The organism is Bradyrhizobium sp. 132 (genome assembly GCF_023074185.1).
GTDB lineage: Bacteria > Pseudomonadota > Alphaproteobacteria > Rhizobiales > Xanthobacteraceae > Bradyrhizobium.
In genome coordinates, this window is sequence record NZ_JADPKY010000099.1 from 69,654 (window position 1) to 83,251 (window position 13,598).

The following is a 13,598-nucleotide window of genomic DNA, read 5'->3' on the forward strand; positions in this document are numbered from 1 at the left end:
TATGCCCGACGCCGCGTTCAGGCTTCATGCGATGTCCCATTGCTCCGCGTATCGCGGGCAAGACTCGACCTCCGCGTCTCGGCGGAGGAAGTCGATTGGGGCAGAAGTGATGAGCGATGTCGATAGACAAAAGGTAGGTATCAACTGCGTGACCGTTGGCTAAGTGGGCGGCGCACCATTGATTTTTTCTATCGGCCTATCGGTCTTCTCTATCAAAAACACGATGCGCGCGTCGTTGCGCTCCGTGATCTCCACCGTGCCGCCGGTCTCGCGGATCAGGTTCGGGATGTCAATCACCGACAATGGATCCGTGCAGTACACCTCGAGCTGATCGCCCGCCTGCAAGGGTTTCAACGCCTTGCGCGTCTTCAGGGCGGGGAGCGGGCATTTCAACCCGGTGAGATCGAGCGTCGTTCTGGTCATGGGCGCAACATGGAGGGCTGGGTTGATGGCGTCAACGCCAAGACAATGCCAAGACAACGCCAAGACAACGCCAAGCCTCAGAGCAGATCGGCATAGGATAGGAAACCTACATCCTGCCCCGGCTCGACCTGGGTGATGTCTTCGCCGAGTTCAATGAGACCGTCGGTCTCGACCAGCGACGACAACAGGCCGGCGCCTTCGCGCGGGAACTTGATAGCCTCGAGTGCGCCGTCCTGCCCGCGCCGCAAGGACGCCCGAACATATTCGCGCCGGCCGATCTTTTTCTTGTACGTGAATGCCGCGCGCACCGGGATCGGCAACAGCGGCTCGGCCAGGCTGCCCGCAAGCGCCAGCACCGTCGGCCGCACCACATGCACGAAAGTCACGAAACTCGCGACGGGATTGCCCGGTAATCCGATCAGCGGCGTGCCCTCGATGATGCCCATCGCCACCGGCCGTCCCGGCTTGATCGCCATCCGCCACAACACCAGCGAGCCGACGCTTTCGACCGCCGCCTTGACGTGATCCTCCTCCCCGGTCGAGACGCCGCCGGTGGTGAGGATCAGGTCGTGGCTGCTTGCCACCTGCTTCAAGCCATTTGCGAGCGCGTTGCGCTCGTCGCGCAATATGCCGAGATCGCTGACCTCGCAGCCGAGCCGGCGCAGCATCGCCATCAGCATGAAGCGGTTGGAGTCGAAGAGCTGCGAGGTCGCGCGCGGCTCGCCGGGCGAAGCCAGTTCGTCGCCGGTCGAAAACACCGCGACGCGGATGCGCCTGACGACGTCGAGCCTGACAAGGCCGAACGCCGCGGCGAGCGCGACATGCTGCGGCAGCAACCGCTGGCCTGCGCGCAGCGCGATGTGCCCTTCGGGAATATCCTCGCCCGCAGGGCGGACATTGGCGCCCGGCTTCAGCCCCGGCGGCAGCACAATCCGGCCGGAATCATCGATGCGCACATCTTCCTGCATGAAGACGGTTTCGGCATCCGGCGGCATCGGCGCGCCCGTAAAGATGCGCGCGGTGTGGCCGGCCTTGATCTGCGCCTGTGCAAGGCCGCCGGCCTGGATGCGGCCGTCGAGCGGGAGCGCCCGTTCCGCGCTGTCCGGAACATCTGCGTTGCGCACGGCGTAGCCATCGACGGCCGAGTTGGTGAACGGCGGCAGCGGCAGAGGCGCCGCAATGTCGCGCGCCAGCACACGCCCGTCCGCATCGACCAGCGCCACGGTTTCGAGATCGGCAATCGCGCTGACGCGCGTCGTGATCAGGCCAACGGCCTCGCCGACCGACATCATCGGTCCACCGAAGGCAAAACAATCGTCGGACAATTGCGCCATGGTGCCTCGTCAACGCATCGCAGCGCTTTTCGCGACCGCTTCCTCGACCGGCATCGCCGCGCGGAGCAGCAGCGCCGCAGCAGCCTCGATATCATCGAGATGGACGGTGGGCAGTCGCGTTTCAATGGCGACATCGGCCGCGATCCCGAAAATTCCGGGATCATCGGGAAACAGCAACGGCTTGTCGTTGGCGGCGCGATGCACCTCGATCTTGCGATGCGGCTCGCGCTTGAAGCCTTCGACCACGACGAGATCGACCGCGGACAGCTTGCTCAACAGTTCCGGCAGTCGCGGCTCCGCCGCGCCGCGCAACTCATGCATCAGGACCCAGCGATTCGACGAAGCCACCAGCACCTCGGCCGCGCCGGCCTCGCGATGGCGCCAGGAGTCCTTGCCGGGCACGTCGACATCGAACTGGTGATGCGCATGCTTGATGACCGAGACGCGCAAGCCCTGCGCGTTGAAATGCGGGATCAGCCGCGTCAACAGCGTGGTCTTGCCCGCACCGCTCCAGCCTGCAAGGCCGATGACTTTCATCACAACGTGATCTCCGCCAGCCGTATCATGCGGCTGGAACCGCCCGTTCCGTCATTGCGAGCGCAGCGAAGCAATCCAGAGTGCCTCCGCGGAAAGATTCTGGATTGCTTCGCTGCGCTCGCAATGACGAGAAGAGACATTTTCGCTTTCCACCGCCATGCTTATATCGGCTTGACCCCAATGTCATGCTAACCTCGCGGCCATGATGAAGATCGACAAAGCCCCGGTGCCCGTGATCGCGCCGAACCCGGACGACCCGCGCCTGACCCAGAGCGTGACCGGGACCGACCAGTCCGGCGTCAGGATCGAGATCAAGGTGCCGATGGAGCGGCCGCTGACGCTCTACCTGAATTCGCAGGAAATCGTCACCATGATGACGATCGGCGACTACCCGGAATATCTGGCGCTGGGCTATTTGCTCAACCAGAACATGCTGAAATATAATGACGAGGTCACCGAGGTCGAATACGACGACGACCTCCAGGTGGTCGTGGTGCGCACCGAACACCACACCAATTTCGAAGCCAAGCTGAAGAAGCGCACGCAGACTTCGGGCTGCGCGCAGGGCACCGCCTTCGGCGACCTTCTCGAAGCGGTCGAGAGCGTTGCGCTGCCGAAGGCCGAGTTGCGCACCTCCTGGCTCTACCAGATGACCCAGACCATCAACACGATGCCCTCGCTTTATCTGGAAGCCGGTGCGATCCATGGCTGCGTGCTGTGCAGGGAGGGCGAACCGCTCTGCTACACCGAGGACGTCGGCCGTCACAACGCCGTCGACAAGATCGCGGGCTGGATGTACCGCCACGGTGTCGATGCATCCGACAAGATCCTCTACACCACGGGACGGCTCACCTCGGAGATGGTGATCAAGACGGTGCGCATGGGAATTCCGATCCTGGTGTCGCGCTCCGGCTTCACGGCCTGGGGCGTCGATCTCGCACGCCAGGTCGGGCTGACGCTGGTCGGACGCGCGCGCGGAAAACGCTTCATCGCACTCGCGGGCGAAGAGCGCATCGTCTACGACCAGAACCTCGCTTACATCGGGGAGGAATCGGCCAAGCACAAGCGCAAGGGTGAAGGTGGTGGAGACTAGCTTTCCGACGACGCAAGGCGTGCTGCTCGCCGGCGGCCTGGCGCGGCGCATGGGCGGCGGCGACAAGCCGATGCGGACCATCGGCGGGCGCACCATCCTGGAGCGGGCGATCGCACGCCTTGCGCCCCAATGCAGCGGACTGATCCTGAATGCCAACGGCGATCCCGCCCGCTTTGATTCATTCGGATTGCATGTCGTCGCCGACGATGTCCCCGGCTTTCCCGGCCCGCTCGCCGGCATCCTTGCCGCGCTCGACTGGACCGCAGCGAACCGGCCTGAGGTGGAGTGGGTGCTCAGCGCCGCCGGCGACTGTCCCTTCCTGCCGCGCGATCTGGTCGCGCGCTTGCATGAAGAGCGCCTCGCGGCGAATGCCGAGCTCGCCGTTGCGGCGTCAGGCGACCAGTCGCATCCGGTGATCGGATTGTGGCGCGTTGGCTTGCGCGACGAACTGCGTCACGCGCTGGTGGTCGAAGACCTACGCAAGATCGACCGCTGGACCGGGCGCTACCCGCTCGCGACGGTGACGTGGCCGACCGAGCCGCTCGATCCGTTCTTCAACGCCAATACGATCGAGGATATCGCGGAAGCCGAGCGGCTGGCCGCGCTGGATGCGGCGTCTTAATCCAGCTCTACGCTGGCCGGAAGCCGGCCCGCTCCAGCGCGGCGCGCGCCTCGTCCGAACCGAGTGCGGCGAGAAAGGCCTGCACCGCCGGCCGCTGCTTGCGCACTGTCACCAGCGCGAAATCATAATGCTCTTCCGCGAGCGGAATGAAACCGAGGCCGACCGCATGGGCGACCGGCGCAATGGTCATGCCCCAGTCGGCGCGGTGCTGTGCGACGGCCGCGGCCACCGCGCTGTGCGAGCGCGGCTGGTTCCAATACCCTTCCGGGCGCGCACCACCGAGCAGCCGGTCGATCAGGATGCGCGTGCCGGCGCCCTGGTTGCGATTGACCATGATGCAGACGGGATCCGAGAGCGCGGCGGCGACGGCCTGCTTCGCGTCCAGGCCTTCGAAACGCTTGTCGCCCTGGCGAAACACGATGCCCTGCATCCGGCGCCATCCCGGCACGAGCTCGAGTCCTTCGACGAGGTAAGGCGTATTGTAGGTCTCGCTCTTGTCGTCGAACAGATGGATCGGCGCCAGATCGCATTCGCCGCGCCGCGCCGCTGCAAGCCCGCCGAGACTGCCGACCGCGATCGAGCGCACGGTCAGGCCGGCGTGCGCGAGTTGCGCGGTGACGAGATCGAGGCCGGTGCAATGGCTGCCGACGATGACGAGATCGGGCACCCGCACATGCGGCGTAAACAGCGTCACCTCGGCCTCGGTCCCGGCCGGCATCTGCTCGGCGAGCGCGTCGATGCGCAAAAAACCGTCGGCCTGCGCGAACGATGTGATCGCACCGGAGCCCTTGCCGGAGGGATAAGCAATCAAGCCGTCCTTGCCTTCGACCAGCGAGACCATGACGAATTCGGTGCGGCCGAGCTCGGAAGCAATGCGCACCGGCACAGTCGCGTTCACCTTGGCATCGGAGCGTGGTGGCAGCCCGGCCATCTTGCGCAGCACCGGCACGATCATGTCGTGGAAGGTGAACATCGCCGAGGTCGGAAAACCCGGCAGGATCACCACCGGCTTGCCGTCGCAGACCGCAAGGCACAACGGCTTGCCGGGCTTGAGCGCAATACCATGCGCGACGATGCCGGGCTGGCCGAGCCGGCCGATGATGCGATGAGAGAGATCGCCCGCGCCTTTCGACGTGCCGCCGGAGAGCACCAGCATGTCGGCATCCGCAAGCGCGCTGCGCATGGCGGCTTCGAGCCTGGCTTCGTCGTCCGGAATCGCGCCGAGGAAAACCGCATCGCCGCCGTTCTCGTCGATCGCAGCGGTGACGATCGCGCCGTTGGTATCGTAGATCGCGGCGGGCGCGAGCACCTCGCCGGGCTGGACCAGCTCATCGCCGGTGGAGATCACGGCAACCCGCGGTTTGCGCGCGACGGTCACGTCTGCAATGCCGCAGGCCGCCAGCATGCCGATCTCGCGCGAGCCGATGATCGTGCCGGCGCGCAGCAGCGCCTCGCCGCGCGCGATGTCGGATCCTGCATAGGATACGAATTGCCCGGGGGACACCGCACGACGGACGTCGATCGCATCAAGGCCGGCCGGCTGGGTGTGCTCGACCATGACGACGGCATCGGCACCGCGCGGCAGCGGACCGCCGGTGGCAATCGGCGTTGCGGTTCCCGCTACCACTTGCAGCGCCGGTGCGGTACCGCAGTGGATGATCTCGCCATTCAACCCGATGCGAACCGGTGCGCCTTCGCCGGCCGCTGCAAGGTCCGCCGAGCGCACCGCAAAGCCGTCGACATTGGAACGGTCGAACGGCGGCACGTCGATCGGCGCGGTGATGTCTTCGGCGAGTGCCGCACCGAGCGCATCGGCAAGCTTGCGGCTTTCGCTTGGGACCGCGCGCGGGAACAGCGCGGCCTCGAAGCGTGCCAGTGCCTCCTCGCGGGACAGAATTTTGAGGAACTGCTCCTGTTCGAGGGCGCTGCGGACTTGCGATTGCGGGATCATCGTCATGCCAAAGCTCGTATCATTCCCGCATCAGATAGGCATCGACCGGCGCGCCCGCTGCAAATCCCTCGTGGCTGGCTGGAACAAGCAGCCATGCGTCGGCACGGGCAATTGCCTGGAGCGGCCATTCGCCTACCGCAAGCGGCACCCACGCATGATGTTCCTCGGCCAGCAGGCTAATTTCGGCGATGCCGACGCTGGATGCGATTTTTCGCGCGAGCGGCAAGGTTATCCGTCGGCGCGGCAGCCGCGCCGACAGCCGGTCTACGAGCGGCAGCACGAGCGCGAGCCAGACCGCAAGCGCCTGATCGGCCGAGCCGGGCAAGGCGACGACGGGAACCTGTCCGAGCCGCCCGGCCGCCGCAGTGCGTCCGGGCTGGAGCGCAAGACCATGCGCGATCACATCACCACGCCGGGCCAGCGCCGTGACAGCGGCATCCTTGCTACCGACGCCGCTGCCGCCGACCGTCAGCAGGAGATCGCAGGTGGGAGCGTCGAACGCCTCCGCGATCGATGCCGCATCTCGCGCACCGGCCGCGTGCGTTTGCACATCCAGCCCTGCGGCGCGCGCGATGTCCGCAATCAGATGCATGGTCCCCGTTGCGCCTGGTACATTGACAATGCGCAGCCGCGGACGGCGCACGCTCAGTCGGTCCAGTCCGGCGGCGCGCGCGAGCAGCAGAGCGGCAGGACCGACCGGATACCCCTCTGCCGCGGCAGGCGTGCCTCCGTCGATGTCACTTCCGGCGCGCCTGATGCCCTGCCCCGGCACGCTCTCCGCCAGCACCTGGGCGAGCGGACCGGACAGTTCGACTGCGTCGGCATCGAGCACACAGTCGCATCCCGCCGGCATCGCGTCCCCCGCATCGACCCAGGCGGGCGCCGTTGCGAGAGGCAGCGGTGAATAGGAGGACGCGCCGACCAAATCATTGGCGCATAATGCCCAGCCGTCCGCGGCAGCGACGTCGCGAGGCGGATGGGCCGCAAGCAGCGGCGTGCCCGCCGCGATACAGCCGGCCGCTTCAGTCAGTGGCAACTGCACCGGCGCGAGCGGATCAAGCCCCTTCAGCAACGCAGCGAGCGCGGTGTCGAGCGGCGTCAGCGATGGCGGCAGGCGCTGGGTCATGCGCCATGATGGACCATGCATCGCCAGGTTTGGCAACCGTTGGCGATACGAACGTCAGCCGCCTGACTTGTCCGCATTGGGGAAGAACAGCTGTTGTCCGTCGACCTTGTATCCGGCGATCGCCGCCTGCCCCTCCGGCGAGGTCAGCCAGTCGATGAAGTCTTGCCCGAGCTCCTTATTCACGTTCGGAAACTTCGCGGGGTTCACCAGCATCGCGCCGTATTGGTTGAGCAGCCGCTTGTCGCCTTCGACGAGGACGTCGAGATCGCCGCGCTCCCGAAATGCGATCCAGCTGCCGCGGTCGGACAGTACATAGGCGTTCGCCGTGCGCGCTGCGTCGAGGGCGGAGGTCATGCCCTGCTTGAACTCGCGATACCAAGCGCCCTTGACGCTCGCGATGTCGATACCGGCGACGATCCAGAGCGCGAGCTCTGCGGCATGCGTGCCCGAGCGGTCGCCGCGCGTCACGAACGGCGCACCCTTGGCCTCGATCGCTTTCAGCGCGGTTGCGATGTCCTTGCCTTTCACGCCGGCGGGATCGCTCTTCGGCCCGATCAGCACATAGTCGTTGTACATCACGTCAAAGCGCTTCACGGCAAAACCGTCCGCGACGAATTTCTCCTCCTGCGGCCGTGCGTGCATCAGCACGACGTCGACTTCGCCCCTCCGCGCCCCGTCGAGCACCTCGTCGGCGCGCCGCGCGATCACCGTCACGTCGATGCCGGTCTTTTCGCGGAAGATCGGCAGCAGATAATCGAGCAGGCCGGACTCCTGCGTCGCCGTGGTCGTGGCCAGCACGATCGCGCGGTCCTCCGCGGATGAGGCCGCAACGCCCGCGGCGAGGCCGCAGAGAAGCGCGAGTGCAACGGACAGGCGGCGGACGGCCATGATCGGGTTCCAATTGGCTATGACGCGAGCATGATGATGATGGATTGCGCCGCACTCGTGACGCGTTTGCTCGTTCCGGCGCCCAATCGCTGCGCGCACGCGGGCTGGAGCGCCTGCAGCGCGACGAGGTGACGGCCGTGGCAGTGCACTGCCTCGATGCCGACGGCAATCTTGCCGCTGCCGCCAGTGCTGCGTGACGCTCCGGACCTACGTGATGCATTGCTGGTCGCGTTCGTGCGCCGCGAGCAGGGTCTCGTGCTGCCGCCGGGCAATCCGAAACGGCTGCGCGGCCTCTCCGACGTGCTCGCGCTCGGTGCCAGAATGGCGATGCGGCAGCGCAGCTATTTCCGCCCCACCATGTAGGCCTTGATCCGGTTCCTCAGCGAAAAACGGTTGCGGCAGCGCGCCGAGGAGCTGACCGGCTACGATCCCTCGCCGGCCGGACAAATCCGCTTCGCGACCTGACGTTGACGCCCGCCCCCAAATAGTTGCAAAAGAAACCAATTCAGCCGGGCCGTACCCGGAAGCAACACCGGCCAACGCGCCGGATCAGGGGAGGACACGCGTGAAGCCAACGAGATTTGGACTGCCGGTCGCTGCCGGCTTTGCAGCGACGTTCCTGGCGGCAACGCTGCTGCCGGGCGCCGCAATGGCGCAGGTTTCCGACGACATCGTCAAAATCGGCGTGCTCACCGACATGAACGGCCCGGCCTCGGCACCGACCGGCCAGGGTTCGGTGATGGCGGCGCAGATGGCGATCGACGATTTCGGCGGCACCGTGCTCGGCAAGCCGATCAGCATCGTCGTCGGCGACCACCAGCTCAAGGCCGACATCGGCGGCGCCATCGCGCGGCGCTGGTACGACGTCGACCAGGTCGATCTGATCGTCGACGTGCCGGTCTCCGCGGTCGGGCTCGCGGTGCAGAACATGGCCAACGAGAAGAAGCGGCTGTTCATCACCCACTCCACCGGCACCGCGGATTTCCACGGCAAGTTCTGCTCGCCCTACGCGATCCAGTGGGTGTTCGACACCCGCGCGCTCGCGGTCGGCACCGCGGACGCCGTGGTCAAGCGCGGCGGCGACAGCTGGTTCTTCATCACCGACGACTACGCCTTCGGCCATTCGCTGGAGCGCGACGCCTCGGCGGTCGTGACCGCCAACGGCGGCAAGGTGCTGGGCTCGGTGAAGCCGCCGCTGGCAACGCCCGACCTCTCCTCGTTCGTGCTGCAGGCGCAGGCCTCCAAGGCCAAGATCATCGGCATCGCCGCCGGTCCGCCCAACAACATGAACGAGATCAAGACCGGATCGGAGTTCGGCGTGTTCAAGGGCGGCCAGCAGATGGCGGCGCTGCTGGCGCTGATCACCGACATCCACGGCCTCGGCTTGCAGGCTGCCCAAGGGCTGTTGCTGACGACGTCGTTCTATTGGGACATGGACGACAAGACCCGCGAATGGTCGAAGCGCTATTTCGCCAAGATGAACAAGATGCCGTCGATGTGGCAGGCCGGCGTCTATTCGAGCGTGATGCACTATCTCAACGCCATCAAGGAAACCGGCACCGACGATCCGCTCAAAGTCGCCGCGAAGATGCGGGAAAAGCCGATCGAGGATTTCTTCGCCCGCAACGGCAAACTGCGCGAGGACAATCTGATGGTGCACGACCTCTGGCTGGTGCAGGTGAAGACGCCGGAGGAGAGCAAATATCCGTGGGACTATTACAAGATCCTCGCGACGATCTCCGGCGACAAGGCGTTCGGTCCGCCGGACCCGGCGTGTGCGATGGTGAAGAAGTGACGGTGTAGTGAGAGAGGTCATCATGCCCGGGCTTGTCCCGGCCATCCACGATCTTTCAGACGGCACCAAGAACGTGGATGGCCGGGGACAAGCCCGGGCATGACGGCTGTGGGTGTACTGCGCGCCCTATTTCACCACTCCGATCTCGCGAAAATACTTCATCACGCCCGGATGGATCAGCTCCGGCTTCGGCGCGGCCGCGACCGTGTTCGCGGCCGTGGTCTCGCAGGCCTGCGCGAGCTGCTTGCAGAAATTTGCCTCGACGCCGTGCAGCGTCTTCGCCAGCCGGTAGGCGACATCGTCCGGCAGGTCTTCGCGCGTCAGGACAAAACTCCAGGAGCCGAGCGAGGCGATCGGCTCGGATTGTTTTGGATAGCTGCCCGCCGGCACGGTCAGCGGCTTCAGGAACGCATGTTTGGCGCGGATGCGCGCGATCTCTTCGGCACTGGGCGCGATGAAGCGCGCGCCTGACGCGCTCGAGGCCACGGCCGCAAAGCCGGGCCAGCCGATGCCGGCGCCCCAGAGTGCGGCGACACGTCGATCCTCGACCATCGCGGGACCGTCGCCGGCGCGGTCGAGATAAACAGCCTTGAAATCCTCGTCCTGCTTCAGGCCGAGACCATCCAGCACGTAGCGCGCCAGGATCGGCAGGCCCGAGCCTTTCGCGCCGAATGCGACGGGCTGACCGACGAGATCGCGAATCGTCTTGTACGGACTGTCCGCGCGCACCACGAACATGCCGGGGTTGGAATAGATCGCCGTGAGAATCTTCAGTCGCACCGGCGCACGGCCGATACCGGCAAAGGCTTCATAGGCCGGCTCGCCCGCGACCAAAGCGAGATCGAGCTCGCCTTTCTCCAAGAGCGGAATGTTCTCGTTGCTGCCCTTGGTATTGCGCGGGACGATAATGGCTTGCGGATCGGCCGCGTTCATCGCTTGCGCGAAGGCGTTGCCATAGAGGGGAAAGCCACCGCCGGGAGTCGCGGTGCCCAGGCTGATCGTAGAGCTGATTGTCGTGGTCGAAATGGCCTTGCCTCCGGTTTGAGCAGCGGCGGGGCTTGAAAGCAGCGTCGCGCCGAGAACAATGGTGATTGCGAATCTCATGGTCGGTCCCGGCGGGGGCGCGTCAACATCGACTTGCGGCGATGTAGGCAACGCCCTGTTTTTGTGAAAGCATGCAGCCCAACGACAATAGAACAATGGGAGACGTCATGTTGCGAATTTTGCGGAGCGCTGTTTTCGGGCTCGCGATCATTTCAGGCCTGTTCAGCGCCGCAGCTCCCGCCTCCGCCGCCGGCTATCCCGACCGTCCCGTGCACTGGATCATCGGCTTCTCCGCCGGCGGCCCGGTCGATATCGTCGCGCGGATCATGGCGCAATGGCTGTCGGACCGTCTCGGCCAGCAGTTCATCGTCGAGAACCGCACCGGCTCGGGCGGCAACATCGCCGCCGCGGCCGCGATCAGCTCGCCGGCGGACGGCTATACGCTGCTGTTCGTCGCGCCCAACAACGCGATCTCGACCTCGCTCTACAAGAAGCTGCCGTTCGACTTCCTGCGCGACACCGTGCCGGTCGCGAGCATCATGCAGCTCACCAACATGCTGGTCGTCTCCAACGCGTTCCCCGCGAAGACGGTTCAGGAGTTCATCGACTACTGCAAGGCCAATCCCGGAAAAATCTCCTTCGCCTCCTCCGGCAACGGCACCTCGGTGCACATGTCGGCCGAGCTGTTCAAGGTGATGACCAAATGCGACATGGTGCACGTGCCCTATCGCGGCTCGGCGATCGCCTTCCCCGACATCATCTCCAACAAGGTGCAGCTGATCTTCGACAACCTTCCGTCGGCGCTGGAGCAGGCCAAGGGCGGCAATGTCCGCGCACTTGGCGTGACCTCGCCGCAGCGCTGGCCGAGCGTGCCCGATGTGCCCGCGATCGCCGAAACCGTGCCGGGCTTCGAAGCGGTCGGCTTCTACGGCATCTCCGCGCCGAAGGGCACGCCGCCGGACGTGATCGATATCCTCAACAAGGCCGTCGGCGAAGCGCTGAAGGACCCGAAGCTGATCGCCCGCCTCGCCGAGACCGGCGGCATCCCCAAGCCGATGACGCCGGCCGAGTTCGGCAAGCTGGTCACCGACGAGACCCAGAAGTGGCGCAAGGTAGTGGAGTTCGCCGGGGTGTCGGTGGACTAGCGCCGTCCCGCGGACCAAGGGCTGTAGCCCGCCGGCAAGACGTCAGGGGGAGCCGCGGGCCCCCTCAAAGCAAAAACCGCGAAAACAACCCCATGCACAGTAGAAAGATCAAGTGATCACAAGGGGTTACGGCAGCGAAAAAAATCGAGCCCTAGGCATGGCAATTTGACTTGTCGGGCAAAACAGGAGCATAAGTGCATCGTCGCAAGTTTCGGGTATTCAAAAATTACCGACGATGCTGCGCCGATGTTTCCATCCGCCAGAGCCAGCATTGCACCCCCGGCTCCATCCCTGTAAACGAACCGCGCACCGTTGCCGGCCACGCTTTCTCGCGGCCGTCTCGCGGCGGGGCCTGTAGCTCAATGGTTAGAGCCGGCCGCTCATAACGGTCTGGTTGCAGGTTCGAGTCCTGCCGGGCCCACCAGCCTTCGCTCGCTTTATCGGTTCGCAGCGGACTTGACTCGGATTCGCAAGATCTGACTCTTGCGCCTCAACTAGCGGAGGCCGTCGCTGAATTCGTAGGGTCCCGAGGGGAATGAGCCTGATTTTTCAAATCTGCCGGGGCGATGAACCAAATGGGTCGGTAATCGGTCACTCTTTCCAAAAGAATACCTTCACAGCAGTTGGCTCGATGTCCACGTCGGGTATTCCCCTCGCCTACGCCAAAGCCCATCGCCACCCGGAACTGGCCGAACAGACGGTCTGGGAGGTCTTCGAGGGGGGAACGGCCAAAGCTCGTTCCCTATGCCGGCCGGTTCGACGGATTCCACGCGGTGCCGGCATCGGTCTCGAAGACCTGCCTGGTGCGCTTCGACAACAACAAATACTCGGTTACGGCCAGCGCGGTCGGGCGGCCGGTCGAGGTTCACGCCTATGCCGGCCGCATCGTAATCCGCCAGGACGGACGCATCGTTGCCGAGCATCCACGCTCATTCGGTCGCGGCGAGACGACCTACGACCCCTGGCATTACGTGCCGGTGCTGGCTCGCAAACCCGGCGCCTTGCGCAACGGCGCCCCCTTTAAGGACTGGGTACTGCCGGCGGCTATTGAACGTGTACGGCGCAAGCTCGCGGGCACCGACGATGGCAATCGGCAGATGGTCGACATCCTCAACGCGGTTCTGACCGATGGTCTGCCGGCCGTCAAGGCGGCCTGTGCCGCGTGCCTCGCGTGATTCGAGCGAAACCTCTCGCCGTGTTGAAGCAGCGTGAAGAGATATTCCTTTTGCCAATCCTTGGGCATACGCATCTCTCCATCGAGAAGCCGAACATCCTTGGCTTCCCCTATCCAAGGGAGAAACTGAATGACCAAAGTAAAGCTCTTGTCGGCCGGGCTGCTCGCTGCGACCATGCTGACTGTCACCCCTGTCCTGGCTCGCGAGTACCATTCGACCTCGCGGCACGTCGCTGCCCCCGCCGACGCGAGCCTACGTCCGACCGCCCAATATGTTGATGGGCGGGTCTGCACCCCGGCGCCGGCTGTGGGCGCATTTGCGACGCAGCCCTGGACCAACGGCCCCCCTTGCGAACCCACGTCGGGTTATTGATCCGCCGCGACGAAGCGTGATGAGCACAAAGGCGACGGGCCAGAAACGATGTTTCTGGCCCGCTCTTTATGCCGATGAATCTGCTTCGCTTAC

Annotated in this window: 12 protein-coding genes, 1 tRNA gene and 2 pseudogenes; 8 read left to right on the forward strand and 7 right to left on the reverse strand. The window is 65.1% G+C overall.

Annotated features, from left to right (window positions below; genetic code table 11):
* Positions 1-159: 159 nt before the first annotated feature.
* The 3 genes from IVA74_RS19665 to mobB form a co-directional block, all read right to left on the reverse strand.
* Positions 160-423 carry a sulfurtransferase TusA family protein gene (locus IVA74_RS19665; protein WP_247347354.1) on the reverse strand — a complete coding sequence of 88 codons (264 nt, stop codon included), beginning with the start codon at positions 421-423 and terminating at the stop codon, positions 160-162.
* A 77-nt stretch (positions 424-500) separates the two neighbouring features.
* Entirely contained in the window at positions 501-1,757 is a 1,257-nt protein-coding gene (gene glp, locus IVA74_RS19670; protein ID WP_247347355.1) for a gephyrin-like molybdotransferase Glp, read from the reverse strand.
* A 9-nt stretch (positions 1,758-1,766) separates the two neighbouring features.
* Entirely contained in the window at positions 1,767-2,294 is a 528-nt protein-coding gene (gene mobB / locus IVA74_RS19675; RefSeq protein ID WP_247347475.1) for a molybdopterin-guanine dinucleotide biosynthesis protein B, read from the reverse strand.
* Between the two features lie 202 nt (positions 2,295-2,496).
* Between mobB and fdhD the strand changes: the two genes are divergently transcribed.
* Together fdhD and mobA are read left to right on the forward strand one after the other, a co-directional pair.
* A complete protein-coding gene (gene fdhD / locus IVA74_RS19680; RefSeq protein ID WP_247347356.1) occupies positions 2,497-3,387 on the forward strand; it encodes a formate dehydrogenase accessory sulfurtransferase FdhD in 891 nt (296 codons plus the stop codon).
* Complete coding sequence (mobA, locus tag IVA74_RS19685) at positions 3,374-4,009, forward strand: molybdenum cofactor guanylyltransferase MobA (RefSeq protein WP_247347357.1); 636 nt, start codon at positions 3,374-3,376, stop codon at positions 4,007-4,009. Before fdhD ends, mobA begins: the two co-directional genes overlap by 14 nt.
* 7 nt (positions 4,010-4,016) lie before the next feature.
* On the opposite strand, the gene IVA74_RS19690 is transcribed toward mobA, so the two are convergent.
* Genes IVA74_RS19690 through IVA74_RS19700 form a run of 3 tightly spaced genes read right to left on the reverse strand, consistent with a single transcriptional unit; the run spans position 4,017 to position 7,974 of the window.
* Positions 4,017-5,966 (reverse strand): molybdopterin biosynthesis protein, encoded by a 1,950-nt coding sequence (locus IVA74_RS19690; protein ID WP_247347358.1) that lies wholly within the window; start codon positions 5,964-5,966, stop codon positions 4,017-4,019.
* 13 nt (positions 5,967-5,979) lie between these two features.
* Positions 5,980-7,086, reverse strand: coding sequence for a molybdopterin-binding protein (locus IVA74_RS19695; protein ID WP_247347359.1), 1,107 nt, complete (start codon positions 7,084-7,086; stop codon positions 5,980-5,982).
* A gap of 54 nt (positions 7,087-7,140) precedes the next feature.
* Positions 7,141-7,974, reverse strand: a complete 834-nt coding sequence (locus IVA74_RS19700; protein ID WP_247347360.1) for a substrate-binding domain-containing protein — start codon at positions 7,972-7,974, stop codon at positions 7,141-7,143.
* A 95-nt stretch (positions 7,975-8,069) separates the two neighbouring features.
* On the opposite strand from IVA74_RS19700, the pseudogene IVA74_RS41190 reads away from it, so the two are divergent.
* Together IVA74_RS41190 and IVA74_RS19710 are read left to right on the forward strand one after the other, a co-directional pair.
* Positions 8,070-8,439 (forward strand): annotated as a pseudogene (locus IVA74_RS41190) (substrate-binding domain-containing protein); the annotation flags it as partial.
* Positions 8,440-8,539: 100 nt separating this feature from the next.
* Positions 8,540-9,769 carry an ABC transporter substrate-binding protein gene (locus IVA74_RS19710; RefSeq protein WP_247347364.1) on the forward strand — a complete coding sequence of 410 codons (1,230 nt, stop codon included), beginning with the start codon at positions 8,540-8,542 and terminating at the stop codon, positions 9,767-9,769.
* A 126-nt stretch (positions 9,770-9,895) separates the two neighbouring features.
* Here the strand turns inward: IVA74_RS19710 and IVA74_RS19715 are convergent, their stop codons facing one another.
* Positions 9,896-10,873, reverse strand: a complete 978-nt coding sequence (locus IVA74_RS19715; protein WP_247347366.1) for a TAXI family TRAP transporter solute-binding subunit — start codon at positions 10,871-10,873, stop codon at positions 9,896-9,898.
* A 107-nt stretch (positions 10,874-10,980) separates the two neighbouring features.
* Between IVA74_RS19715 and IVA74_RS19720 the strand changes: the two genes are divergently transcribed.
* The 4 genes and pseudogenes from IVA74_RS19720 to IVA74_RS19735 all read left to right on the forward strand — a co-directional run bounded on the left by IVA74_RS19720 (position 10,981) and on the right by IVA74_RS19735 (position 13,505).
* On the forward strand, positions 10,981-11,958 hold the full coding sequence (locus tag IVA74_RS19720) for a tripartite tricarboxylate transporter substrate binding protein (RefSeq protein WP_247347368.1): 978 nt from the start codon (positions 10,981-10,983) through the stop codon (positions 11,956-11,958).
* A 348-nt stretch (positions 11,959-12,306) separates the two neighbouring features.
* A tRNA-Ile gene (locus tag IVA74_RS19725) sits at positions 12,307-12,382 on the forward strand.
* 219 nt (positions 12,383-12,601) lie between these two features.
* A pseudogene (locus tag IVA74_RS19730) lies at positions 12,602-13,118 on the forward strand (IS21 family transposase); the annotation flags it as partial.
* Between the two features lie 144 nt (positions 13,119-13,262).
* Complete coding sequence (locus IVA74_RS19735) at positions 13,263-13,505, forward strand: hypothetical protein (RefSeq protein WP_247347370.1); 243 nt, start codon at positions 13,263-13,265, stop codon at positions 13,503-13,505.
* Positions 13,506-13,598 lie beyond the last annotated feature (93 nt).